The sequence below is a fragment of the Thermanaerothrix sp. genome, assembly GCF_056331585.1.
In genome coordinates this window covers 1-22,695 of record NZ_JBWGPQ010000017.1, presented here as the reverse complement: position 1 = coordinate 22,695, position 22,695 = coordinate 1, and the positions used below count along the sequence as shown (strand labels likewise).

Annotated in this window: 20 protein-coding genes; 3 read left to right on the top strand and 17 right to left on the bottom strand. The window is 51.3% G+C overall.

Translation table 11 applies throughout. The features are described 5' to 3' along the window. Window positions 1-11: 11 nt before the first annotated feature. Window positions 12-1,574: a hypothetical protein gene (locus AC01YT_RS07660; protein WP_476674225.1), complete on the top strand. Its 1,563-nt coding sequence runs from the start codon at window positions 12-14 to the stop codon at window positions 1,572-1,574. On the opposite strand, the gene AC01YT_RS07655 is transcribed toward AC01YT_RS07660, so the two are convergent. The 9 genes from AC01YT_RS07655 to AC01YT_RS07615 form a co-directional block, all read right to left on the bottom strand. After that, window positions 1,526-3,040 carry an O-antigen ligase family protein gene (locus AC01YT_RS07655; RefSeq protein ID WP_476674223.1) on the bottom strand — a complete coding sequence of 505 codons (1,515 nt, stop codon included), beginning with the start codon at window positions 3,038-3,040 and terminating at the stop codon, window positions 1,526-1,528. The two genes, AC01YT_RS07660 and AC01YT_RS07655, sit on opposite strands and share 49 nt — an antisense overlap. Continuing rightward, complete coding sequence (locus AC01YT_RS07650; protein ID WP_476674221.1) at window positions 3,037-3,846, bottom strand: YveK family protein; 810 nt, start codon at window positions 3,844-3,846, stop codon at window positions 3,037-3,039. The genes AC01YT_RS07655 and AC01YT_RS07650 overlap by 4 nt, the downstream gene beginning before the upstream one ends. Before the next feature lie 11 nt (window positions 3,847-3,857). Next, window positions 3,858-4,736, bottom strand: coding sequence for a dTDP-4-dehydrorhamnose reductase (rfbD, locus tag AC01YT_RS07645; protein ID WP_476674219.1), 879 nt, complete (start codon window positions 4,734-4,736; stop codon window positions 3,858-3,860). A 2-nt stretch (window positions 4,737-4,738) separates the two neighbouring features. Further along, entirely contained in the window at window positions 4,739-5,614 is an 876-nt protein-coding gene (gene rfbA, locus AC01YT_RS07640; RefSeq protein ID WP_476674217.1) for a glucose-1-phosphate thymidylyltransferase RfbA, read from the bottom strand. After that, window positions 5,611-6,696, bottom strand: coding sequence for a dTDP-glucose 4,6-dehydratase (rfbB, locus tag AC01YT_RS07635; RefSeq protein WP_476674215.1), 1,086 nt, complete (start codon window positions 6,694-6,696; stop codon window positions 5,611-5,613). The genes rfbA and rfbB overlap by 4 nt, the downstream gene beginning before the upstream one ends. A 21-nt stretch (window positions 6,697-6,717) precedes the next feature. After that, window positions 6,718-7,266, bottom strand: coding sequence for a dTDP-4-dehydrorhamnose 3,5-epimerase (gene rfbC / locus AC01YT_RS07630; protein WP_476674213.1), 549 nt, complete (start codon window positions 7,264-7,266; stop codon window positions 6,718-6,720). Window positions 7,267-7,389: 123 nt separating this feature from the next. After that, window positions 7,390-7,920, bottom strand: coding sequence for an FKBP-type peptidyl-prolyl cis-trans isomerase (locus AC01YT_RS07625; protein WP_476674211.1), 531 nt, complete (start codon window positions 7,918-7,920; stop codon window positions 7,390-7,392). Between the two features lie 73 nt (window positions 7,921-7,993). Continuing rightward, on the bottom strand, window positions 7,994-9,859 hold the full coding sequence (locus AC01YT_RS07620; protein WP_476674209.1) for an HD domain-containing protein: 1,866 nt from the start codon (window positions 9,857-9,859) through the stop codon (window positions 7,994-7,996). Between the two features lie 66 nt (window positions 9,860-9,925). Further along, window positions 9,926-10,918 carry an aldo/keto reductase gene (locus AC01YT_RS07615; RefSeq protein WP_476674207.1) on the bottom strand — a complete coding sequence of 331 codons (993 nt, stop codon included), beginning with the start codon at window positions 10,916-10,918 and terminating at the stop codon, window positions 9,926-9,928. A 71-nt stretch (window positions 10,919-10,989) separates the two neighbouring features. Here AC01YT_RS07615 and glgX point away from each other — a divergent pair, with 71 nt between their 5' ends. Beyond that, entirely contained in the window at window positions 10,990-13,074 is a 2,085-nt protein-coding gene (gene glgX, locus AC01YT_RS07610) for a glycogen debranching protein GlgX (protein ID WP_476674205.1), read from the top strand. 5 nt (window positions 13,075-13,079) lie between these two features. On the opposite strand, the gene AC01YT_RS07605 is transcribed toward glgX, so the two are convergent. From AC01YT_RS07605 to AC01YT_RS07580, 6 genes are all read right to left on the bottom strand, one after another. Beyond that, window positions 13,080-13,985, bottom strand: a complete 906-nt coding sequence (locus AC01YT_RS07605; RefSeq protein WP_476674203.1) for a radical SAM protein — start codon at window positions 13,983-13,985, stop codon at window positions 13,080-13,082. A 13-nt stretch (window positions 13,986-13,998) separates the two neighbouring features. Beyond that, window positions 13,999-14,706, bottom strand: coding sequence for an ABC transporter ATP-binding protein (locus AC01YT_RS07600; RefSeq protein WP_476674201.1), 708 nt, complete (start codon window positions 14,704-14,706; stop codon window positions 13,999-14,001). Continuing rightward, window positions 14,696-15,499 (bottom strand): ABC transporter ATP-binding protein, encoded by an 804-nt coding sequence (locus AC01YT_RS07595; RefSeq protein WP_476674199.1) that lies wholly within the window; start codon window positions 15,497-15,499, stop codon window positions 14,696-14,698. The genes AC01YT_RS07600 and AC01YT_RS07595 overlap by 11 nt, the downstream gene beginning before the upstream one ends. A gap of 12 nt (window positions 15,500-15,511) precedes the next feature. Next, on the bottom strand, window positions 15,512-16,870 hold the full coding sequence (locus AC01YT_RS07590; protein WP_476674197.1) for a branched-chain amino acid ABC transporter permease: 1,359 nt from the start codon (window positions 16,868-16,870) through the stop codon (window positions 15,512-15,514). 12 nt (window positions 16,871-16,882) lie between these two features. Next, entirely contained in the window at window positions 16,883-18,004 is a 1,122-nt protein-coding gene (locus AC01YT_RS07585) for a branched-chain amino acid ABC transporter permease (protein WP_476674195.1), read from the bottom strand. 100 nt (window positions 18,005-18,104) lie between these two features. Further along, window positions 18,105-19,271 (bottom strand): ABC transporter substrate-binding protein, encoded by a 1,167-nt coding sequence (locus AC01YT_RS07580; RefSeq protein ID WP_476674193.1) that lies wholly within the window; start codon window positions 19,269-19,271, stop codon window positions 18,105-18,107. A 367-nt stretch (window positions 19,272-19,638) separates the two neighbouring features. Here AC01YT_RS07580 and AC01YT_RS07575 point away from each other — a divergent pair, with 367 nt between their 5' ends. After that, on the top strand, window positions 19,639-20,052 hold the full coding sequence (locus AC01YT_RS07575) for a hypothetical protein (protein ID WP_476674191.1): 414 nt from the start codon (window positions 19,639-19,641) through the stop codon (window positions 20,050-20,052). A 61-nt stretch (window positions 20,053-20,113) separates the two neighbouring features. Here AC01YT_RS07575 and AC01YT_RS07570 read toward each other — a convergent pair whose 3' ends face one another. Together AC01YT_RS07570 and kamA are read right to left on the bottom strand one after the other, a co-directional pair. Next, entirely contained in the window at window positions 20,114-21,079 is a 966-nt protein-coding gene (locus AC01YT_RS07570) for a potassium channel beta subunit family protein (RefSeq protein WP_476674189.1), read from the bottom strand. Between the two features lie 35 nt (window positions 21,080-21,114). After that, window positions 21,115-22,470: a lysine 2,3-aminomutase gene (gene kamA / locus AC01YT_RS07565; protein WP_476674187.1), complete on the bottom strand. Its 1,356-nt coding sequence runs from the start codon at window positions 22,468-22,470 to the stop codon at window positions 21,115-21,117. Between the last annotated feature and the right edge of the window lie 225 nt (window positions 22,471-22,695).

The following is a 22,695-nucleotide window of genomic DNA, read 5'->3' as shown; positions in this document are numbered from 1 at the left end:
GAGGGAAGTCTATGGTGACATCAAAGTCTACGCTCTTTTTCAATGTCTTAGGAGTCATCGGTTTGGGAGTTTGTTTGGGGGGGATCACCACCTGGGTGATGACTGGTGGTCTCGACGTTCAAGGCGTTTTAGCGTCCTCTCTATTATTTAGCCTGGCGTGGGGAACATTTTATGGATTATGGCGCTGGAGTGGGCGCGAACAGTGGTTGGGTCGAGTTATCATAGCCGCTTTCTTGGTGCGGTTAATGCTTGGGGTTGGGCTTACGTTGAGCTTGCCTCATTGGGGTTACGATACTCCTCAGCAGAACCAGGGGTATCTCTACTATGATGCCTTCAGGCGCGATCAAGAGGCGTGGGCGCTGGCAACCTCTTCTGAGCCCGTCCTCTCAGCCTTGGGTGGGCGGTATGTTTCGGATCAATATGGTGGGATGTTGGCTGTGAGTGCTTTGGTGTATCGTTACCTGAGCCCAGGGCAACACCGCCCCTGGCTTATTCTGATCCTGACGACTTGGGCAGGGGTTATTGGACTCCCCTTTTTGGCACAGGCATTAAAAAGGGAGGTTTTTCAGCGCAGTCGCCGTCTGGCGGTTATGATCTTGGCTTTTTATCCCGAGGCGCTGTTTCTAGCGGCTTCTCAGATGCGTGATCCTTTTCTCATTGCTTTTGGGAGCGTGATCCTGTGGGCGTTGTGGGATCAGGAAAGTAGGCTACAAACACGCATCGGTGGTGGGCTGTTGGCGTTGGGGGTGATGGTTTTTTTTTCCTGGTTGGCTGCAGGGGTCTGGCTGTTGGTTCTTCTTAGCGGAGGTTTGATCTTTTATCTTGCCCAGCTTAAGGTAAAGCGGGGTTGGCAGTGGGTCGGTACAGGATTAGGGGTTCTGGTGATCCTCGGGCTGGTTGCTTTTGGCGGATGGTTGGAACGGGTAGCGTTATGGGATGCCTACTTAACCCAACGCGGCTCGGGCTGGGTTCAGAAGTTATTGGGAGAATTGCCCACATTTCTTGAACTCCCATTTATTGTGGCTTATGGTGTATTTCAACCGGTCTTACCCGGAGCAATATTTGACCCCTCGCTTCCTGTTTGGAATGCGATTAGCACCTTACGAGCACTGGGGTGGTACGCTGTATTGCCATTTCTTTTCTATACCCCATGGGCATTAAGGCATGTTCGGGAGCGTTCGTGGCGATTTGTGCTTCTATGGTTAATTGGATTGGCTTGGGGTTGGACGATTCTTGCTTCCTTGCGGGCCGGGGGCGACTTGTGGGACAACCCTCGCTACCGCGCCATGTTGCTCCCAATGTTCGCGTTAACTGTGGCTTGGGTTTATCACTTAGCGCGAGAAGCGCGTGATCCTTGGTTGGGGCGATGGCTATCCGTCGAGGGTGTGGGACTGATCTTTTTTACTGAGTGGTATGTCAGTCGCACGTATCGTGTGCTTCCCCGTTTGCCTTTCTGGATGATGGTCGGTGCTATAGTGAGTTTAGCGAGTTTGATTTTAATAGGGGGGTGGTGGTGGGATCGGCGTCAGGCGAAGCGGGTGGATTCGTTAGGTGATAAACCGCCAGAAGGATGAGGCTTCAAGGTTGAGGCTGCAGTGGCGATTCCAAATAGCGTCCAAAAATAGGGCAGTGCAAACGTATCCACGCTGAAACCTTCTACCAGTAATGCGATCAAGCCCAACCAGAGTGCCCAACCTAGTGTGCGTTGTAATCCTGAAGAGGCATGTGAGAGCGAGCGTCCGGTAACCCAAAGGACATAAAGCCAAGTGATGAATAGGGAAAAGCCAACAATTCCAGTTTCAGCCAGCAGGCGCACCCATAGACTCTTCGTATTGGGAATGAAAGTCTGGCGAAACATCAGATCTTGTACTTCCGTTAATGCCCAACCGAAAGCGACCATTTTTTGAGGGAAGAAATAGCCGGCATTGCCCAAACCGACCCCGAGCCAGGGGTAATCGGCAAAAATGCGGTATCCGGTTTGCCAATATACTAAGCGTTCGGCAAAAACCAGCCGATTGGCGTAACCGGCCAGTCCTTCGGTGCGCAGGAACTCAAAACGGAAGAGGTCACGCATGCGCGGATCAAGTCGGCTTAATACGTAACCAGCACTGAAAAAGAGGCCAACATAAATACCGATTAACAAAATACCCATTCCAATGGGAATAGCTTGTCTCATAACCCAACGCGCCAGATTTAGATGGAGATGTTTTTGAAGTTGATCCCGTAGCCAGCGGATTAGTGCCAGGTGAGCACGGAGAATCACATAGGCCAGGGCGCACAAAAAAGCGAGCCAGCCCACACGAGAAAAGGAGAGAAACAGAACTGCGCCGCCAGCGAGGAGACACAGGTTTTCTACACTTAAGCCGACGATGTGGAAGCGAAACACAGACCAGCGTTTGAGGGTGGCGGCTAACCAGAGGGGCAAGTACAACAGGTTTAATTGATGTGCTAACCAAGAAGGTTCGAATGCCAAACCGGTAACGCGCTGTTCAAACAGGCGTCCGTTGGACGTTAGGTGGGATTGAATGGTGAACATCCAGGCTGGATAGCCCTTTTGGGTGTACCAGAAAAAAGCCTGCACGAACGACCAGAGGATTATGACGATTCCGCCGATTTGAATGGTCTGAAGTAGGAATTCAATGCGTTTAGAGGTGTTGAACCAGGTGGCTGTTAAGAGATAGAATGCACTGCCCACCCCTAAAGTTAGCAACGCTTCGCGAATGTTACCCCATACATTGGGGGAACGGAAGGGAGGTAGGGGAAGTGTGAGTGAGAGCAGGGAGGAAAAAAGGAGAGCGATAAAAATGAACACCAACAACGGAATAGCCTGGCGCGGCAAACGTCCCACCGGTGTAATTGTGTAGGGAAGAAACCAGACTAGAATTAATAGCCCCAGAGGAAGAGCCGCGGCAGGAGCAACAGAATGGATATTAAACCTCTGTGTAATCCAGGGAAAACTGGTTAATGGGAGCAGAAGCCCTACTGCTCCCCAAAGACCACATTGCAACCCTTGGTAAATGAAAAAAAGTTTTGCTTTCATGATGTTGCGCGGTGAAACGGAGGCAGAACTTCAATCGAAACAATACCCACAAGCAAGCCGATGAGTGCACCGGCTAACATTAAGTCATTGCGCCCGAATTGCGTAGGTTGGGTGGGTGGGGTGGCTTCCTCGACCCACTGAATTAGAAGCCCGGGGAAAAGATTTCGGCTGGCTCGGCGCTCGGCCTGAAGTTGCTGGGAAGTCTCAGTGATCAGGTTTTGAATCTCTGTGGGGGATCGCTGGTAGCACAAGGTGGGTGCTGGAGGGATGACGAGAGAGCGTTGGAGGCAACTTTCTAATGACTGCAAGTAACGCGCCAAGTGTGCTGCTTGGAGAGCGTGGGCTTGAGCGTCATTTAGTAGGGCGTTGGCCTCGCTGGCCCATAGGTTGGCGAGGTAAGCCGCCTGTTCAGCATTCGTGGTGCGCAGGCGAAGAATAAAGGCGTCTACCTGGCGCTCCACGGTACCCATACGCCGCAAATCTGCCACGGTTAGACTCAGACCCTTCGTTTGACTTTGGGCCACCACCCGGTCAAGCACCTCACCTGAGGCGATTAAGTGACCAACGGCGTTAAGCGCTTGATCCTGTTCGAACTGAGTCATCAGACCAGTTTGCGTATAGTCAATTGCGGCGCTGAAAACCGCCTGTGCTTCATAAACTGGGGGTTTAAAGGCGTGAATGGTCCAACCGCATAACGCGCCTAACAGTGCCATTAAAGAAATAATCCACCACCAGTGGAGTACTCGCTGCAATTCTTGCTGGGAGGATAATAGAAGGCGATCTTCGTAGAATGAAAACGGATGCATGGCGGCTTGTTTTATGGTTGCAAAGCCAGGGTTAAGGCGTCTTGCCAAGGGGGTAGGCTGAGATGAAAAGTGTGTTTAAAACGTTCACAGTTTAAAGCCGAAAACAGAGGCCGAATTGCGGGGGTTGGAAACTCGGAGGTTTTAGCCGGCAAAAGGTGGCGTGTTGCGCGTTGCTCCGGCTGTGGATCTAATCTCAAAATGGCTTGTGCCCAATCAAACCGGCTTGCCCAGCCATCACCGGCCAGGTGGTAGAGACCACGCTTGTCTTGGAGTTGAGCATAGGGATCTTCGCGGTAATTGGCTAACAGGTTTGCAGTAATCTCGGCCAGCATCCGCGCCCAAGTAGGGTTGCCGATTTGGTCATCCACGATGCGCAAAGTTTCTTGTTTACGGCTCCATTCCAGAACCTTGGTGACGAAACTCTCTCGGCGCAAACTATAAACCCAACTAGTCCTAAGGATTAAGTATACATCATTGATCTCTTGGATAGCCTGCTCCCCCATCCATTTGGTCATTCCATAGGTATTGAGAGGATGAGGGACGTCGTCCTCAACGTATGGGCTGCCTTTCGTGCCGTCAAAGACATAATCCGTTGAAAAGTGGATCAATACAGCGCGTACCTCTCGGGCACATTCGGCTAACACGCCAGGGGCAATGGCGTTGATTTGCCTGGCGAGATAAGATTCCTGCTCGGCTCTATCCACCGCAGTGTAAGCAGTGGCATTGTAGATAATTGAGGGCTTGATATCTCGAATCAGAGTAGGCAGGGTTTGCGGCTGGCTAAGATCAATTTGGGGATAATCCAACGCAACGATCTCGCCCAGGCAGGCCAGGGCTCGGCGGGCTTCCCATCCCAGTTGTCCTAAGTGTCCAAGAAGCAGGATGCGCATCCTCACCGAGGTGACTCTTCAAGGAGTCGGATTAGATAGGCTCCATAGCCATTGTTTGCCATGGTTTGGGCTTGTTCGCGAAGTTGCTCTGCGGTGATATACCCCATGCGATAGGCAATTTCCTCAGGGCAGGAGATCATTAGCCCTTGGCGTTCTTCAACGGTTTGGACAAAGTTGCTGGCTTGAAGCAATGCTTCGTGAGTCCCGGCATCTAGCCAAGCAATACCACGTCCCAGGACTTCAACCTTAAGTTGACCCTTTTCTAGATAAATGCGATTTAAGTCGGTGATCTCAAGTTCACCACGCGCAGAAGGCTGAAGGGTTTCAGCATACTCTACAACATGATGGTCATAAAAATAGATGCCCGGCACAGCCAGGTTGGAGCGCGGTTTTTTGGGTTTTTCCTCAATGCTCAAGGCACGTCCGTCCCTGTCAATTTCCACGACGCCATAACGCGTAGGATCATTGACCGGGTAGGCGAAGATGACCGCGCCTTCTTGCACTTGAGCCGCACTTTGGAGCAGACGAGCCAGCCCGCGCCCGTAGAAAATGTTGTCGCCGAGGATAAGCGCACAAGGTTCACCGGCGATAAACGAACGTCCAATCAAAAAAGCCTCGGCTAAACCGCGCGGTTCGGGCTGTTCGGCATACTGAAAGCGCAACCCCCATTGTGCCCCGTTGCCGAGCAAGCGTTCAAATAGAGGCAGATCCTGAGGTGTACTGATAATCAGAATGTCACGAATCCCTGCTAGCATCAGCATGGAAAGAGGGTAATAGATCATTGGCTTGTTGTAGATCGGGAGGATCTGTTTGCTAATGGCTCGTGTGATTGGATAAAGGCGGGTGCCTTTACCCCCGGCCAAAATGATCCCTTTCATGGTTTTACTCCTCGGGAAGCATAATTGTTTTCTAGCCAGGCTTGGAAATCAGGCCGTTTGAGGATGGCAGATACCCAATCGAGATGATTTAGATACCAAAGCACTGTCTTGCGTAACCCGCTTTCTAGTGTTTCGCGGGGCTGCCAGCCAAGTTCATGCTGAATTTTGCCTATATCCATTGCGTAGCGACGGTCGTGACCAGGCCGGTCGGCAACAAAACGAATCAGGTTGCGGTGAGGTCGGTATGGGGATTCGGGACGTAGATCGTCCAGTAGATCACAAATCGTGTGAACAATGTGTAAATTTGTGGGTTGATTATTGCCACCGACATTATAGGTTTCGCCTGGTTTGCCTTGTCGCAGGACCCGGTGAATAGCATCGCAATGATCCTCTACATAAAGCCAATCGCGAATCTGCTGTCCATCTCCATAGACAGGCAAAGGCTTCCCTTGTAGGGCGTTTAGGATCATTAGAGGGATTAGTTTCTCCGGAAACTGGTAAGGACCATAATTATTGGAGCAGTTGGTGATGGTCATCGGTACCCCATAAGTGTGAGCGTAGGCGCGCACTAGATGATCGCTGGATGCTTTAGAGGCGGCATATGGAGAGTTCGGAGCGTAGGGGTTCGTCTCACGGAACGGGGGATCATGTGGCTCAAGGGAACCGAAAACCTCATCTGTGGAGACGTGATGGAAGCGGCACCGTTCCAAGGGAACAATCTTATCCTCTATCCATGCTCTGCGTGCGGCTTCCAGCAGTGTAAACGTGCCAACAATGTTGGTCTGGATAAATTGAGCCGGACCGAGGATGGAGCGATCTACATGCGATTCGGCGGCAAAATGCACAACAGTATCTATCTCATATTGGATAAATAAGTGGTAAACCAGATCGGAATCGCAGATATCGCCACGGATGAAGATATGCCTATGCTCATCCGGCAGATCACGCAGATTCTCCAAACTGCCGGCATAGGTCAGAAGATCGAGGTTGATAATTTGCACCTCAGGCTCGTGACGTAAGAGGTAACGCACGAAGTTTGAGCCAATAAATCCGGCACCGCCTGTAACCAGTACTCGTTGCATCGTTATCTTTGCCTCTCCAAGTTAGTCAAAAAGATCGGCTTCGGAAAGAAACTTCCCCTGCGCATCTTTTTCGGATAGCAAGGGAGGCTGATGGTCAATGAGCGGCCACGCAATGCTAATCTGGGGATCATCCCACCGTAGCGTACGCTCACCCAGAGGGTTGTAGAAGTCGGTGGTTTTGTAGTGGACCTCAGCCCATTCGCTCAGGACGTAAAAACCGTGGGCAAAGCCAACCGGAATCCAAAGTTGAAGGTGGTTCTCAGCCGAAAGAATCACCCCCACCCATTTACCAAAAGTGGGGGAACTTTTACGAAGGTCAACAGCGACATCAAAAATTGTGCCTGCGACTGCTCTGACTAATTTGCCCTGCGGGTTTTGAATCTGGTAATGCAAACCACGCAGGATACCCTGACGCGATCCCGAGTGGTTATCTTGTACAAAGTGAGTGGGCAATCCGGCTGAAGCAAACTTCTGCGCTTGGAATACTTCCATAAAAAAGCCGCGCGCGTCGCTGAAAACCTGGGGTTCAATGACAATGACGTCGGGGATCGAAGTGGGTAAGAAGCGCATGTTGGATGAATTCTCGATGCTGTTATTGTGCGATAGGATTATACCAAAATTGCAATTGCTCCTGGTAAATAGAAAGCCGCTACTGGTTTCCCGTAGCGGCTCGTGCGGTCCAAGAGATAAGAGTTATTCCTCCTCGTCACCGGGGAGGAATTCCTCTTCTTCCATATCCGTTTCGTGAACGTGGCCATGACGTAGTTCTTCCTCAGTTGCCTCGCGCAGGTCAACGACCTTAACATCAAAGACCAGTTCCTGGCCGGCAAGGGGATGATTGAAGTCAAGAGTAACGGCCTCCTCGTCCACGCCAACAATCGTGGCATGGAGAATATTTCCTTCCATATCGCGCACTTCCAACTCCACCCCCGAGACCAGGGGGATTTGGGGAGGAAATTCTTCCTTGGGAATGCGCATAATGGCGTCGGGGTCTACCTCGCCGTAGCCGTCGCGGGGTTGTACAACAATGTGCTTCTCGTCCCCAACCTGCAAGCCGTACAGTTCGCGTTCGAGACCAGGGATGATATTACCGTAGCCTTGTAGGAAGACAACCGGATTGGACTCGTCGGAAGAGTCCACAACGGTACCGTTGACGCTGAGAGTATATGCCAGAGAAACGACAACGTCATCGGCGATTTGGGTGGGTTTGGGTGTAGGATTCAACTTTTTACTCCGTTCTAGATTTCATGCGTTTGAGGGGCATGAATTTTGTAAATTATACCATTAATCTCATCCTTCAAGTAATTTCTACCACCTCTAATTCAATACCACATTTTAGGTACGCTTGGTAGAGCGGTTCGCATTGTTCAGGAGATAAATTACTTACCACCAAGCGCAACGAGAATCGACCATCGGGCAACGTGTTGTTGACTGAACGTAAGATATTCCCGCCAGCCTGAGAAACAAGGCTGGCCAAACGGGCTAATGTGCCGGGGCGATTGGCTTGTGCACTGCCCAGTAATTGAATAGTGGTCCATTGGAGTGTATCGTTGGTGATTCCAACACGATCCAGGGTTTGTGAGACTTCTTGCAGCCGAATGGCGCCGCTACCGAGAGCAGCGTAGAAATCCTCTAAACTGGCACAGGCAAGTTGTTCCAACAAATTATCTACCCGCGTTGGTTCTAAGGCTTGCACGTCCTCAAGAGCCAATAATCCTCGTTCTTTGAGCAATTGCTTGGCAATTTGACGCCCCTTCTCGGCACTACGTTTAAGCGCCTCAGTCACCAGCACGCCACGTAACAGGCGCGCGGTGGATGGGTTGCTAAAGGCCAACCATTCTTCGGAGGGCGACAGGCGGTTGTTACCGGTGATCACTTCGACGATGTCACCAGGTTGAATATGATCTGAGAGGCGAGCAAGATTGCCGTTGACTTTAACAGCGCTGATTTTATCCAGAAGAAATTCCTGTTGGATAGACGCAATAGCATCCAGGACGGTGGAACCCTCGGGCAAGAAGCGCGCGCTTCCACTAGGGGTGAAAATTTCAATCGGGCGGTAATGGCTGATATCCTTGCCCTGTTTCAACGCATAGACGACGCCCCAATGGTTTTCTTCTTCCATCTCTCGCGTCGCGATAGCCACTTCGATGGCGCCCAAGTCGGGCAGCCAGGCCGTGATCTGAAGCGCACGGTAGCCGTTCTGAGGACAAGCGATGTAGTCATCGAAGCGATTCTGGTCTAGATAAGGGCCGAGGAAGCGGTTGACTTTGGACAATAATTGATAGCATTCTGACTCATCCTGACTTTCCACCACCAACCGGAACGAGACCAGGTCATTGACAGCCATGAAAGAATCCATGGAGGCTCGGCGTGCCCGTGCCATTCGGCGCAACTTTTGCCAAGTTTGCCAGTATCCATTAACGGTCAATTCCACGCTTCCGCTGATCCCGCTGTCTTCCATGAGGTTGCCAAGTTGTTCCATCATGGGATGGATAAATGAGAGATCTAGGCGGGGATCGGCGTCTATTTTCTCTTTGACAAACGCGTAGGTTTCGGGATCAGCATATGGGAAAGCCAGATCTTCAAGCCACCGCCGCCAGCGATAGCAATTTAAAATGCCCGCCAGTTTGCCGTAGGCGCGAATCACCTCTAAAGCCTTTTGCTGGCGTTTGTGTTCTGGCATGTGATGAAGCGTTAGAAGATTGTGGCTTTTATCGGCCAATTTGACCAGGTAAACGCCGGGGTCGCGAAATTGGGCCAGTTTACGCAGGGTTTCAATCTCCCGCGTTCGTCCATCACGGGGACTGCTGATTTTAGTTACCCCATCTACAATGTACGCCACTTCTTCGCCAAGCGGGCCAGGAAAGCGTTCCCGGATGGCGTCTAATGTTTCGCCCTGATCTTCCACCGCGTCGTGAAGTAAAGCAGCGATGGTCCAGGCTTCGCGGCCAATGAGTTTATCCAAGAACCCTGCTACCCACACGCAATGGGTTTCAAAATAGGGCTCGCCGCTCAAGCGATATTGGCCCTTATGGAGTTCTTGTCCCCATGCATAGGCTTCGGCAATAGCCGGGGTGCGCGGGATAAACTCTCCCGGCGCAAATTCATCCTCCAACCGGGGACGAATATCTTTGACCAGGGTTATAGTGACCTTAGCAACCATAACGTGTTTTTTAGCATTTTGAATCAATTTTAACGTCTTTATAACCCTTATGCCAAGATCGTGGCGTTAACGCGAAACCATAGAATAAGCCGTGCGCTCCTCCGAACGATCTGTAGCGGGGGGTGGAGTGGGTGAAAGGGATGTAATTTGTTCGCGCAGGTCAGGGGTCATGTGGATGTCCAGGGCTTTTAACACCCCCTCCAACTGATCAAGATTCCGAGCACCGATGATCGGCGCAGTTACTGCGGGGTGGCTGGCAACCCAGGCAACGGCTAATGCGGCCGGCTCATACCCGTGGGCTTGGGCGAATTGGGTGAAACGTTCTGCAACGTCATACATCCAGGCTTCCCCATAGCGCGTGCGATACATGGGATTTTCGACCAGACGTCCCTTTTCAGGCTGGCGACTAGTCCCATATTTGCCACTTAACAAACCGCCTCCGAGAGGACTGTAGGGCACCACGCCCAAACCCTCGGCTTGAGCCATGGGCAGAATCTCCACCTCGACTTGGCGTTTGACCAGGTTATACATGGGTTGGATGCAGGCCAATGGTGTCCAGCCGCGGCGTTCAGCAATGCCCAAGGCTTTTTCAATCTGCCAGGCGGCGAAGTTGCTCACTGCCGGGTAAATAATTTTGCCCTGGCGCACAAGGTCTTCCAAACCGCGCAAGGTTTCTTCGAGGGCGGTAACGTCATCAAAGTGGTGAATGTAGTAAATGTCAATATAATCAGTATTGAGGCGTTTGAGGCTGGCTTCAACCGCAAGGCGCAAGTGGCGGCGTGAGGCACCGCGGGCGTTAACATCGGGTCCGGTTGGAAAGAAGGCTTTACTGGTTATAATCACCTCATCACGATGACCCGCGATCAGGCGTCCAAGAATGACCTCTGATTGACCGCCAGCGTAAATGTTTGCCGAATCGAAGAAGTTGATGCCGACATCGCGGCAGCGCCGATATATCGCGACAGATGTTGCTTCATCCGCCTCGTTGCCAAAGGTCATTGTGCCGAAGCACAACTTTGAAACCTTGATTCCGGTCTTACCCAGAAAGCGGTATTCCATGGCTTTAACTCCCAGGAACAAATAGATGATTGCTTCATTTTAACCCTTTTCATCCAAGCGGGAGAGTTATGATGTCTGAGATAAAAATTCACCGCGGGCAAAGTTATCCCTTGGGAGCGACGATTCACGATGGAGGGGTTAATTTCTCGCTCTTTTCGATGAACAGCACTGCGGTAGACCTTTTGCTCTTTGACAACCCCGAGGATGCTGAACCCTCGCACGTGATTCGGTTGGATCCCCAGGAACATCGTACGTTTGCCTACTGGCATGTCTATGTGCATGGGATCGGACCCGGCCAGATCTATGCATATCGAGTATTTGGCCCCCACGATCCTGAGCGCGGCCATCGCTTTGACCCCAGCAAGTTGCTGTTAGATCCTTACGCCCGGGTGATTGTTAATACCGAACATTACCGCCGTGAGGCCGCATTACAACCAGGCGGGGATTGGGGCCACATGCTGAAGTGCGCGGTGATGGATCCCCGCGGCTACAATTGGGAGGGCGATCAACACTTACGTCTGCCCTACGCTCAGACGGTGATCTACGAACTTCATGTCGGTGGCTTTACCCGCCATCCGTCATCCGGCGTGGCGGCGGAAAAGCGTGGGACGTATGCAGGATTGATCGAAAAGATCCCCTATCTAAAATCGCTAGGGATCACCGCAGTAGAACTAATGCCGGTACAACAGTTCGATGAGCAGGATGCACCCCCCGGGTTGACGAATTATTGGGGTTATAGCCCGGTGGCCTTCTTTGCACCTCACCGTGGGTATAGTTCACGCAAAGATGTCCTGGGCCCGGTGGATGAATTCCGGGATATGGTTAAGGCAATGCACCATGCAGGGATTGAGGTTATCTTGGATGTGGTCTTCAATCATACCGCTGAAGGCGATCATCGTGGGCCGGTATTCGGATTAAAAGGACTTGAGAACAGCATTTACTATATGCTTGATCCTCACGACCCATCGCAGTATCTGAATTTTAGCGGTTGTGGGAATACCCTCAATGCCAATAATTCGATTGTACGGCGGCTAATTTTGGATGCTTTGCGTTATTGGGTGCAGGTGATGCACGTAGATGGATTTCGCTTTGATTTGGCCTCGGTTATGGCACGGGACGAAGATGGACAATTGCTCAAGAATCCGCCCATTTTGTGGGAAATCGAAACTGACCCCGTCCTCGCGGGCACCAAGATTATTGCCGAGGCGTGGGATGCGACAGGACTTTATCAAGTCGGTACGTTCATTGGTCACCGTTGGGCAGAATGGAATGGGCGCTTTCGCGACGATGTGCGTCGCTTTATGCGAGGAGATGAACGAACGATTTGGGATTTTGCCAATCGTCTCATAGGCAGTCCGGATCTATTCCGCCAACCCGATCGCGAACCCAATCGTAGCATCAACTTCGTCACCTGCCATGATGGATTCACCCTGAATGATTTGGTCTCATATAACCACAAGCATAACGAAGCCAATTTAGAAGACAACCGGGATGGTATTGAGGAAAACTTCTCATGGAATTGCGGGGTTGAAGGCCCTACCGATGATTCCCAGGTGGAGCGCTTACGTCAGCGGCAGATTCGTAATTTTCTGGTTGCGTTGCTGATTGCTCAAGGTACGCCAATGCTTTTGATGGGGGATGAGGTGCGGCGCTCTCAACGTGGCAATAATAATGCCTATTGTCAGGACAACGAAATATCCTGGTTGGATTGGCAACTTCTGGAACGAGAGCGAGGTTTATGGCGCTTTGTGCAAACGCTGGTGGCTTTTACGCAATCTTACCATATGTTTCGTGAGGAATCGTTCTGGGCACGCAAGCCAGGTGAAAACACCCCGCGTCTTGCCTGGCATGGGGTCAAACGCAATCAACCGGATTGGCGTGAGATCTCTCATGCCTTGGCGTTGGAACTGTGTTTGCCTGAAGCAGGGGAACATGTTTATGTGGCGTTCAACGCCTATTGGGAAGCACTAACCTTTGAATTGCCCTGGTTACCTTCCGATCAGCGCTGGCATCGGTTCGTAGATACTAGCCTTGCCAGCCCCGAGGATATCTGCGACCTGCATCAATCACCACCTGTTGTATCCCTAACCTATACGCTGGAAGGGCGCAGTAGCCTTATCCTTGTGGCTTTGCCGGTGCATAGATCTGGGCATTAAATCCATCAATCTAGCCGATGCAATCCGGCACGATGGGCGGCTTCTACAGCCTGTCGGTATTCTTCTGCTGTGATGCGGCGGTTGATCTCAGGGTATAGATGTGCTCGATAGGTTGGATAGTATTGATCCATAATGTTAAGATAGGTGTTGGGCGATATTTCCTGGGCCAGAAAACGGACGATTTGCTCAGTGCCAGCAAGATTGTTGGGCAAAACCAAATGGCGAACCAGCAAACCGCGCACCGCAATCCCATTCGCATCCAGTTGCAAATCACCCACTTGTCGATGCATTTCACGCACGGCCGCTTGATTGACCTGCGGATAGTTGGGGATGCGTGAATAACGTTTGGCAATTTCGGGATCGGCGTATTTCATATCCGGCATGTAAATATCAATGACCCCATCAAGCAGGCGTAAACTTTCCATTGAATCGTAGCCGCCGGTGTTATAAACCAAAGGAAGGCGTAACCCGGCTTGAGCGGCAATAAGAACTGCAGCCAGAATTTGTGCCACTACATGGCTGGGAGAAACCAGGTTGATATTGTGGCAGCCCAGATGTTGGAGCCGAAGCATGATCTCGGCCAATTCCTCAGGCTCGACCTCTTGCCCTTCGTCAGTTTGGCTGATCTCGTAATTTTGGCAGTACTGACAACGTAAATTACACCGCGTGAAAAAGATGGTGCCAGAGCCGCGCCAACCGCGCAGAGGGGCTTCTTCCCCAAAATGGGGTCCGTAACTGCTGACTTTGGCTTTTTCGCCTGTGCGGCAGACGCCTAATTGCCCTGCACGGCGGTTGACGCCACAAGCCCAAGCGCACAAATCACAGGCTTCAAGATGGGCGTAGGCGAGTTCAACCCGCCGTTTGAGTTCACCGCTTGCCAAGAGGTAAAGATAAGCGGGTTGGAACGCCATTGGCGCAGGAAGATTAGACGCCTAAGTATGCTGCCTTGACCATTGGATTTTCAGCGACCTCTTTAGCTGTGCCTGAGAGCACAAGGCGCCCGGTCTCGAGCACGTAAGCGCGGTGTGCAATGGAAAGTGCCATATGAGCATTTTGTTCAACCAGGAGAATACTGGTGCCTTGTTGATTGATTTCCTGAATGATGCGGAAAATTTCTTCGACCAGAATGGGGCTGAGACCCATGGATGGCTCATCCAAGAGCAGCAAGGTGGGGCGACTCATCAGGCCGCGACCCATTGCCAACATCTGTTGTTCACCACCGGAAAGGGTGCCCCCTAACTGATTAATGCGTTCCTTCAAGCGTGGAAAGGATGTAAAGACCCGTTCCATGGTGCGCTGAATCTCATTGGGATCGTTTCGGGTGTAGGCACCCATGAGCAGGTTCTCGCGTACTGTTAGGGGAGCGAAAATCTTGCGCCCCTCAGGAACATGGCTAATGCCCATTTTGACGATTTCCTGGGCCGGGGTGTTAGTAATATCGCGCCCTTTATAGCGGATGTAACCAGTGCGGGTGCGGAGCAGGCCCGAGATGGTGCGTAGGGTGGTGGACTTTCCTGCTCCATTTGCGCCAATCAGCGTAACGATTTCACCTTCGTCAACATGAAAGGAAATACCCTGGAGGGCATGAATGGCCCCGTAGTAAACGTTGAGGTTATGGACTTCAAGCAGCATGGGTGACTCCTTTCCCTAGGTAAGCCTCAATGACCAAGGGATTTTCCTGAATCTCCTTGGGGGTGCCCCGGGCAATCACCTGACCAAAATCCATGACTGTGATCCACTCGCAAATTCCCATGACCACTCGCATTTGATGTTCAATCAGCAAGATGGTCAGGTCAAATCGCTCACGAATGAAATGGATTAAGTCCATCAATTCGATGATCTCACGTGGATTCATGCCTGCAGCCGGTTCGTCCAAGAGCAAGAGTTTGGGATTGCAGGCTAGAGCACGGGCAATCTCAACCCGACGCTGTTCACCATAGGGAAGGTTTTTAGCAATTTCGTTGTGGATGCGATCCAGTTGAAAGATGCTCAAAAAATCGAGAGCCTGTTCGGTTAATTCCTTTTCTCTCATATTAAAACGTGGAGTACGCAGGAGGCCATCGGTCAGTGTGTAACCACAATGGGGGTGGTAAGCAATCCGCACGTTATCCAGCACAGTCAGATTAGGAAAGAGTCGAATGTTCTGAAAAGTGCGGGCGATACCCATGCGGGTGATCTCGTGAGGTTCCAAGCCAACAATATTCGTTCCGTTAAAAAATATCTCCCCACTGGTGGGTACATACAGCCCGGTGATCATATTGAACACCGTTGTCTTTCCAGCGCCGTTGGGGCCGATTAATCCCACCAATTCACCCTGTTTCAGGGTCAGGTCGAAATTACGCACAGCGGCCAATCCACCAAAAAATTTTGTGAGGCCGCGAATTTCAAGGACGGTAGGTTTGCTTCCGTTGGGCTTCATCTCCATGGGCTACTCCTTTCAAGCTGCGCGTTCATGAGCGGGTTCAGGATGGGATCGTGGGGTGGGGGTGAATTCTGGCCCTTTGAGAAAGCCCCACTCCACAGAACCGAGCAGCCCTTGAGGGCGGATTAACATCAGCAGTAGCAAGGTAATCGGATAGAGCACAAAGCGCCACGTAGGAGCTTCGGTGCCCATTTGGCTCAGAAGCACTCGCAGCATCCCTTCCAGGAAGAAGATCCACCCAAAGGTGGCTGTGATAGTGCCGGTCATGCTGCCCAAGCCGCCGAAAACCACGATGATTAAGGGGTTGAAGCCCGCCAGGAAATCGAACGTTCCCGGACTGAGGAATCCGATGTAGTGGGCGTAAACGGCACCTCCTATGCCGGCAAAGAAACTCCCCACCACAAAGGCAAATAATTTTGCCCCGGCGACGTCAATCCCCATGGCTTTAGCTGCCACCTCGTCTTCGCGCACGGCAACCAGAGAACGCCCGGTACTGGAATGAATAAGATTACGCATAATGATGATGACCAGCATCATGAAGAAAAAGGCCGAGAACCAGGTGGTGAGTTTGGGAATACCGATCATGCCGCGTCCCCCCTTCATCTCTGGGAAGGGCAAGATGGTATCCGAGTTAACCATGAGGGTGTTGACCACAATGGTGAATCCCAAGGTGGCGATACCAAAATAATCGCTTCCCAAGGTTAGCACGGGCAGACCAAAAAGGAAGGAAATCTGTGCCGCGAAGATGCCGGCCAGGATAACCGCTAGGAAATAAATAACCTGTTGCGCTGCAGGGGTATTGAGGGGCCCTGGTTCACCCGCTGTACCTAATAGAGGGGTGATCAGAGGGTTTAGTTGATTACCCAGGTATACTGCAGCTGCGCCTGCGACGAGGGCACCGATCAGATAAAGAGTAAAGGAAGAGAGCACTGGGATTCCGCGGAATCGCTGGAGCCATTTATTGATGGCGATTAATACCAGAGTACCCAACAGGGAGCCAAAACCCAACACCAAAAGTCCCCGTGCATCGCCATTAATCCAGCGATAGGTGATGTCTGCGGCGGCGTAGGCGCCGATGCCGTAGAAACCCCACTGTCCCAAACTGAATTGGCCGTTGAACCCATAGATCAGGTTCAGTCCCAAAGCGACCATGGTCATGGCACAAGCCTGAAAGAGCAGTCCATTATCAAAGTTATTGAGAAGGCGGAAACCATTGATATCCGTTAAGGCTAGTTGCACCACCGCAAACGCCCCTATCAGGCCGGCAATCTTTACCCAAATAGAGGGGCGGGCAAGCACCCATATTAGCCCGTAGAGATAGGCCATGATGGCGATAATTTTGACCAGGGAACCGAGTAGAAATCCCAATTCCATAATGGGTTCTCCTTAGGCTTTTTCTTTTTCGGGTTCGCCAAAGATGCCGGTTGGGCGAAGCAAGAGCACGACAATCAGAATTGTAAAAGCTACGGCATCGCGCATTGGGGTGGAGATATAACCCATAGTCATTGCCTCGGCCTGTCCCATGATCAAAGCCCCAACGAAAGCCCCTGGAATGCTGCCAATACCACCTAGCACGGCGGCAACAAAGGCTTTCAGACCCGGCAAGATGCCTAGCTGGGTCCAGATAAGGCTATATGCGATGGCGTAGAGCACACCTCCGGCGCCAGCAAAGGCGGCCCCAACCGCAAAGGTGAAAGAAATGACCCGGTCCACATCAATACCCATTAACCGGGCGGCCTGACGATCGTAAGAACAGGCTCGCATCGCGATACCGATTTTGGTGCGGCGGACCAGGTATTGTAAAAAGAGTTGGATAAGAAGAGAGACCCCGATGATAATGAGGAAAATGTTCGAGAATGTAATACTGTTCTCTGGCGCTTGTTGTCCGGGTAGAACGCGGTGAATGCCATCTTTGATATACCAGGCAACAACTTCAAAGGGCCGTTCGTAGGGGATAAAACGAGGCGAGAAAACGAAGTTTAACGCTCCGTAAAATTCCAGGAAGAAGGAAACGCCAATGGCGGTAATCAACGCCGAAATGCGAGGGGCATCGCGGAGGGGCTTGTAAGCCACGCGTTCAATGGTAACGGCCAGGATCATGCAAACAACCATGGAAAGCAGGATCACAGTTATTGCACCGATGATAACCCCAAGCCCAGGATCCAAGGTTGGAAAGACAGCATTAGGCCATTGATGCAAGCGATATTTGGCTACTGCGTAGAAACTGGTGAAAGCCCCAACCATGAAAACGTCGCCATGGGCAAAGTTGATCAATTTGACAATACCATAAACCATGGTATAGCCCAAGGCAATCATGGCATAGACGAATCCTAATTGCAACCCACTGATAAAGATTTGGGCAAACAGAGTAGGGTTTTTGAATAAGTTGACACCGAGGATATAAAGAACCAAGAGGCCTAAAAGGGCAAAGAAACCTCTACCAACCCATAGTAAAGGTTGTCGACGATGATAAACAACCGGGGTTGAGGATGTTGACACATTTTGCATAGGTTCTGGGCTCCCACTCCTAATCTTGCAGCATGCGGGGGGCGACCAAGTTTATTGATATGGCGCCCCCCTGCTTTGCTTCAGACTTAAGAGACGTGACTCATGGATTGACAACCGTTTCGAACTTGACAGCGCCATCCTTGACGGCGAGGATTACGGCGGACTTGATCGGGTTATGATTGGCATCGAAGGTGATTTGGCCCGAGACGCCGTTAAACTTAATTTTCTCCAAAGTGTCTTTCACCTTGGCGGTGTCGGTTGTACCAGCCTGATTGATAGCTTCTAGGAGCAGATTAGTGGCATCATAGGCCAACGCGGCGAGCGCATCGGGAACCTTGGGATTGCCGTTTTCATCCTTGTATTTCTCGCCATAGGCCTTGCGGAAGTTCTGAACTTCGGGGCGTGGATCATCCGGCGAGTAGTGGTTGGTGAAATACCCACCATCTGCTGCGGCCAGATCCAAATCGGCAGAATCCCAACCATCGCCACCGACAAAGGGCACATTGATTCCCTTTTCCTTAGCCTGTTTGGTGACCAGGTTAACCACGTTGTAGTAATCAGGTAGATAAACCACATCCGGTTTTGCCTCGGCCACCTGCGCCAGAATGGCGGAGAAGTCCGTATCTTTAGCGGTGTAGGTAGCCTTGCCGACAATCTCGCCGCCCAGAGCGGTAAAGGCCTTTTCAAACTCTTCAGCCAAGCCCTTCACATAGTCGTTGGCCTGGTCCAGCATGATGAAAGCCTTCTTGGCACCCAGTTTTTCCCAAGCGAACTTGGCGCCAACCTGTCCCTGGAAGGGATCAATGAAACAGGCGCGGAAGATGTAGGGTTTCACCTTGCCCTGACTGTCAACGGTGACATTGACATTAGTTGAGGTGGGGCTGATTTGGATGACACCCTTCGCATTGGCAATTTCAGAGACGGGGATAGAGGCTTTTGAGCAGACTTCACCGATGATGAATTTTACGCCATCCTGGTCAATTACCTTGTTCGCCGCGTTGACGGCTGGATCAGGGGTGCACTGGCTATCCTCGACGATGGGCACGATCTTCATGCCTAAGACACCGCCTTTGGCATTCCACTCGTCAATAGCCATTAGAGCACCATCGCGGGTAGAGACACCAAACGTTGGTACTGGGCCTGAGAGGGGTGCAAGAATGGCGACTTTTAGTTCCTTGGGCTGGGCTGCGCCACCGCCTCCAGGGGCGCAGGCAGTTAGGATAACTGCCAATAGCAAAATGATAGATAGAAACTTAACCGAGCGCATACTCTCCTCCTATGGCTTTAGATTTATCGCAAGTACAACGAGGTTGGGGATGTTAAATTTGGAAAATCATCTTGACTAAGCGTAAGCCAACCACCTCCTTTGACTCAAAAAATTTGAGTGCAACGCCTTTATTTTTAGACTTACAGGGGCTGGAATGAAATGATTGTATTGAGATGGCTTGTAACTCAAGGGGGTTAATTGCGCACAATAATAGGTGAGCCTCTGGGATTTGTCAAGAGTTTGAGGATAAACTTGTGAAGAATATAAATATATTCTAGCGCTTTTGCTTGACAAAGGCAAGATTGTGCACTAATATCAAAAATCATTATCCCCCAAGAAACTGATCTTTAATTTAGGGAGAGCCAACATGTTACCCAGGTTCTTCTTTCGGCCGGGAGTTATTGCTACCTTTTTGATCCTTCAGGTTGTTCCGTTGGTTTTATACCCTGCTGCCTCGTTTGATCCTGCTTCGCAGGAATGGTGGTTACCAGTGGTGCTAGCCGTCTTGGCTCTAATCGGAGCGATTCAGATCCTGCGCCGTAGTCTTGCTCCTTGGCCGTGGTATCTGATTTCGTTTTCGCAGGGTTTCAATATCATTAGCCGGCTAATGCTAGTGCTCTCTCGCGGCACAGTGAATGTCAATGGCGTTCAGGTGTTTAATGCGCCTTACGTGCTTATGACAATCATTGCCATGCTGCTCTCGGCCTTTTTGATCTGGTATACTGATTTGCCCGAGGTGCGCATGGTTATGTTGGGGGGTGTAAAACAGAAAGAAGTGTGAGTTTCCTCGCATAGGGAATAAAAAGACGCGGGTGTTGGCCCGCGTCTTCGTTTTTGAGCCATTAATCGTTCTCGCTGGGAACGCCGACGATACGGTCGATGCGCTCCAGCACGTCATCGGTAAGTTTTTCCACGGCTTCTGCTGCACCTAGATTCTCATCCAATTGTTCCAGGCGTGTTGCTCCGGTAATGACGCTGGAAACCTCTTTACGGCGGAGGATCCAGGCAATGGCCAATTGAGCGGGGGTGATTCCGAGTTCTTTGGCTAGGTCGGTCAACTGGCGCACTTTTGCGATGCGCTCGGGGGTGATCATGTCTCGGATCCACGCCATATCGGGAAGCGAAGCGCGACTACCTGCGGGGATCCCCTCGTTATATTTGCCGGTGAGGATACCGTAGGCAAGTGGGCTCCAGGTGGTCAAGCCGATCCCCAACTCATGGCATACCGGCGCCAGGTCTTCTTCTACCCGGCGGCGATGGAACAGGTTGTATTGAGGTTGTTCCATGGTCGGGGGAATTAATCCGTATTGACGGCATATACCATATACCTGAGTGATTTGAGCGCCGCGCCATTCCGAAGTACCCCAATAGAGCACCTTGCCTTGATGAACCAAATCGTCCATGACCCGTGCAACTTCTTCCAGGGGCGTATCTGGGTCGTAGCGATGACAGAAGTAAAGGTCTACGTAGTCCGTGCCCAGGCGACGTAATGAGGCGTGGATAGACTCCATGACGTGTTTCCGGGAAAGGCCACGCCCGTTGGGTCCAGGCATTGTGGGCCAGAATACCTTGGTGGAGATAACCAGGGCTTCACGGGGCAAGTCTTTAATGGCTTTGCCCATAACAATTTCGGCTTGGCCGTTGGCGTAAACGTCGGCATTGTCAAAGTAGTTAATGCCGTGGTCATAAGCGGCATGGATCAGGTCAATGGCCGTTTTTTCGTCAATTTGATGGCCAAAGGTGACCCACGCACCCAGCGAAATTTCGCTGACTTTCAGACCCGAACGTCCTAAACGTCGGTAATGCATAAATACCTCCTTAAGTTTGTTGTTTATTTGGGATTTTACTCATTCTTCGGCTCGACCTCGTCGTTACCTTGTCCTATCCCAAGAGGTTTCCACTTCGTGGGGTCGGCGCGTAAGCGATGGATACCTCCGCCACGGCGATGCAACTGGTCAAATCCTTCAGGTTTTATGAACATCTCTTCGCCATCGAGCAGGGCGGTGATGCCTTTCTGACCTGGTTCAGGGCGTTTGTTCTGGCAGTAAACGCAGGTTTTAGGATCATGGGGTTTATAGTCTAAAGGTTCCTCATAGGTGGTAATGTAGCCTTCATAGTTGCGTAAAACAATTTTGTGATCGGACATGCTAATGAGGTAGTTGGGCATGACCGGGATTTTCCCCCCACCCCCCGGTGCATCCACCACGTAGGTGGGGACGGCATAGCCAGAGGTGTGTCCTCGTAAACCCTCAATGATCTCAATCCCCTTGGCGACCGGGGTGCGGAAGTGGCCAGCTCCTTCTACTAAATCGCACTGGTAGAGGTAATACGGACGCACACGAATTCGTACCAAATCATGCACCAGTTTGCGTTGAACATGAACACAATCGTTGATACCTGCCAGCAACACTGACTGATTCCCTAATGGGATGCCAGCACGGGAGAGGCGATCGCAGGCTTCTGCAAGTTCTTTGGTGATCTCGTTGGGATGATTGACATGAATGTTCATCCATAGCGGATGGTATTTTTCCAACATGGTGCAGAGTTCTTCGGTGATGCGCATCGGTAAAAATACCGGGACGCGGGTTCCAATACGGATGATCTCAACATGTGGGATTTCACGCAGTTTCTGGAGCAATTCCTCCAGCAGGCGGGGAGCTAGGGTGAGGGGATCACCACCAGAGAGAAGGACATCGCGCACTTGCGGGGTGTGGCGCAAGTAATCCAATTGCATTTCGAATTCGCTGCGTGAGAAGGTAGCGCTAGGATCACCGACAATGCGTGACCGCGTACAATAGCGACAGTACGAAGCACATTGCGTGGTCACTAGCATCAACACGCGATCGGGATAGCGGTGTACCAACCCGGGTACCGGGGAATGCTGATCCTCGGCTAGCGAGTCTTCCATCATCCCAGTAAACGGGACGATTTCTTCCTCGCGCGGGATGACCTGTTTGCGGATGGGATCATCAGGATCATCAGGATCGATCAGGGAAACAAAGTAGGGGGTTACGTCCACGCGGAAGAGGCCTTTTTGGCTGAGGGCTTTGCGTTCACTGTCGGTTAACCGTAACACGCGTTCAAATTCTTCAACGGTGTTTAGACGATGGCTGAGTTGCCAGCGCCAATCATACCATTTTTCATCAGGTACATCCGCATAAACCGGGGCTCGCTTTGAAGGGAAAGGGTTCATAAACATGGTCGCCACTCCTTTGGCTTTTTAACCATAAATTTTCTCCAATAAATTGGGAAACAATCCATCATGACACACAATAAAGAACCCCCACGCTAAGGTGGATCATGATCCGGGCGGAAGAAACCAGCAGGCAGAAAGTCCATGACCACAAATTATTTTAAGGGCGTTACGGAGCATGGTCAACAGGCGCATCTAGTGATTTGGTGTAACCCAGAGAGGTCATTTTAC

Bases quoted from the DNA above. Each gene is read 5' to 3' on its own strand.
- AC01YT_RS07595 (WP_476674199.1), bottom strand. From the start codon at position 15,499: ATGGAGATGAAGCCCAACGGAAGCAAACCTACCGTCCTTGAAATTCGC.
- rfbC (WP_476674213.1), bottom strand. From the start codon at position 7,266: ATGCGCTTCTTACCCACTTCGATCCCCGACGTCATTGTCATTGAACCC.
- AC01YT_RS07650 (WP_476674221.1), bottom strand. From the start codon at position 3,846: ATGCATCCGTTTTCATTCTACGAAGATCGCCTTCTATTATCCTCCCAG.
- AC01YT_RS07655 (WP_476674223.1), bottom strand. From the start codon at position 3,040: ATGAAAGCAAAACTTTTTTTCATTTACCAAGGGTTGCAATGTGGTCTT.
- AC01YT_RS07605 (WP_476674203.1), bottom strand. From the start codon at position 13,985: ATGGCGTTCCAACCCGCTTATCTTTACCTCTTGGCAAGCGGTGAACTC.
- AC01YT_RS07660 (WP_476674225.1), top strand. From the start codon at position 12: ATGGTGACATCAAAGTCTACGCTCTTTTTCAATGTCTTAGGAGTCATC.
- AC01YT_RS07590 (WP_476674197.1), bottom strand. From the start codon at position 16,870: ATGGAATTGGGATTTCTACTCGGTTCCCTGGTCAAAATTATCGCCATC.
- AC01YT_RS07600 (WP_476674201.1), bottom strand. From the start codon at position 14,706: ATGCTGCTTGAAGTCCATAACCTCAACGTTTACTACGGGGCCATTCAT.
- rfbB (WP_476674215.1), bottom strand. From the start codon at position 6,696: ATGCAACGAGTACTGGTTACAGGCGGTGCCGGATTTATTGGCTCAAAC.
- glgX (WP_476674205.1), top strand. From the start codon at position 10,990: ATGTCTGAGATAAAAATTCACCGCGGGCAAAGTTATCCCTTGGGAGCG.
- rfbA (WP_476674217.1), bottom strand. From the start codon at position 5,614: ATGAAAGGGATCATTTTGGCCGGGGGTAAAGGCACCCGCCTTTATCCA.
- AC01YT_RS07585 (WP_476674195.1), bottom strand. From the start codon at position 18,004: ATGCAAAATGTGTCAACATCCTCAACCCCGGTTGTTTATCATCGTCGA.
- AC01YT_RS07575 (WP_476674191.1), top strand. From the start codon at position 19,639: ATGTTACCCAGGTTCTTCTTTCGGCCGGGAGTTATTGCTACCTTTTTG.
- AC01YT_RS07580 (WP_476674193.1), bottom strand. From the start codon at position 19,271: ATGCGCTCGGTTAAGTTTCTATCTATCATTTTGCTATTGGCAGTTATC.
- kamA (WP_476674187.1), bottom strand. From the start codon at position 22,470: ATGTTTATGAACCCTTTCCCTTCAAAGCGAGCCCCGGTTTATGCGGAT.
- AC01YT_RS07570 (WP_476674189.1), bottom strand. From the start codon at position 21,079: ATGCATTACCGACGTTTAGGACGTTCGGGTCTGAAAGTCAGCGAAATT.
- AC01YT_RS07615 (WP_476674207.1), bottom strand. From the start codon at position 10,918: ATGGAATACCGCTTTCTGGGTAAGACCGGAATCAAGGTTTCAAAGTTG.
- AC01YT_RS07620 (WP_476674209.1), bottom strand. From the start codon at position 9,859: ATGGTTGCTAAGGTCACTATAACCCTGGTCAAAGATATTCGTCCCCGG.
- rfbD (WP_476674219.1), bottom strand. From the start codon at position 4,736: ATGCGCATCCTGCTTCTTGGACACTTAGGACAACTGGGATGGGAAGCC.